This is a genomic window from Falsirhodobacter xinxiangensis (assembly GCF_004959935.1).
Lineage (GTDB): Bacteria > Pseudomonadota > Alphaproteobacteria > Rhodobacterales > Rhodobacteraceae > Falsirhodobacter > Falsirhodobacter xinxiangensis.
Genome location: NZ_SMYN01000060.1, coordinates 1 through 1,356 on the forward strand (window position 1 = coordinate 1; position 1,356 = coordinate 1,356).

At 63.2% G+C, this 1,356-nt stretch carries 1 protein-coding gene; it reads right to left on the reverse strand.

Annotated features, from left to right (window positions below; all coding sequences use genetic code 11):
- Window positions 1-101 precede the first annotated feature (101 nt).
- Complete coding sequence (locus tag E2K76_RS20120) at window positions 102-1,274, reverse strand: IS5 family transposase (RefSeq protein WP_136686208.1); 1,173 nt, start codon at window positions 1,272-1,274, stop codon at window positions 102-104.
- Window positions 1,275-1,356: the final 82 nt, after the last annotated feature.

Sequence of the window (1,356 nt, forward strand, 5' to 3'; positions counted from 1 at the left end):
CAGGGTGCTGAAGAAGGTCGGCATGAGGAACGGTTTTCCCCGACGCGGATGCTAGGTGGGCCTGGATCATGCGCAGTCAGACCTGACTGCGGCTCCCCCGGTCAGGTCGCCAGCAGTTTCGGCAGTCTCGCGAGGTTGCACGCCGCCATTGTCAGCGTGAAGCGGGCGCGCACGCGCTCGATGCCGCGATACAGGGTCTGCGCCATGCCGCCGACGGTTTTGACCCAGCCGAATGGTTCCTCGATCTTCTTCCGGCGCCGCTGTGATTTGGCGTAGCCGGAGTGCCTGGTGGTTCTGCCGTCGATGGCGGAGTGTCGGGACTTCTGGGCGACGTGTGGCGTGACCACCATTTGGCGCAGTTCGGCGATGAAGTCGGCGCTGTCGTAGCCGCGGTCTGCGGCCAAGGTCAGGCGCCGGGTCGATCCGGGTGAATGGCGATGGAGCATGTCGATGGCGGCACGGCGCTCGGCGTGCCCGTCAGCTTGCGTCAGTTCCGCCTGCACGATCAGGCCGGAGCGGTTCTCCATCAAACTATGTCCCATGAAGCACAACATGGCCCCGGTGCCAGGTGACTTCTTGAAGAGCCGGGCCTCTGGATCGGTCCGCGACGCGTGGGTCGCATTCGACCGCCGTTCAGCACGGAAATCGACTTCGTCGTTGCGGTTGCGGCGTGTGGGGCGGGTCATCGGGTTAGGCTCGGCGATGGACTGGTCAGAGGAAGATGTGAATGTCGCATTGGTATCTGGCGGATCGTCCGGATCGTCGTCCCCGTCGGAGATCGACTTTTCCTTCGGCTGGAAGCTCTTCATTGACGCCCAGGCCTTTACTAGGGTGCCGTCTACCGAGAAATGATCGCCCGACAGCAGTGGTGCCACCCCGCGATGCGCCAGAATGGCGGCCATGATCTTGCGGGACATGTTCGTCGTCAGCAGACGGTCACGATTCTTCGTGAACACCGTGGGGACCCAGACCGCGTCGTCGATCCCGAGGCCCACGAACCAGCGGAACAGCAGGTTATAGTCCATCTGCTCCATGAGCTGCCGCTCGGACCGGATCGAGTAGAGGATCTGCAGCAGGCTGGCCCGGATCAAGCGTTCCGGCGCGATGGAGGGGCGGCCCTCTCCGGCGTAGAGCCGGTCGAACTCGGCATCCAATGAGCGCAGCGCATCGTTGACGACGGCCCTGATCTTGCGCAGCGGATGCCGCGTCGGGATGCGCTCCTCGAGATCGACGTAGCTGAACAACGATCCCGTCACATTGTCCGATCCACGCATCGACACCTCCATCCCCGCAGTGGTCACCGTGAATCATGTTCTGCGATGCGCGTCGAGGCAGGAGTTTTTCAGCAGCCTGCTA

Bases quoted from the DNA above. Each gene is read 5' to 3' on its own strand.
- E2K76_RS20120 (WP_136686208.1), bottom strand. From the start codon at position 1,274: ATGCGTGGATCGGACAATGTGACGGGATCGTTGTTCAGCTACGTCGAT.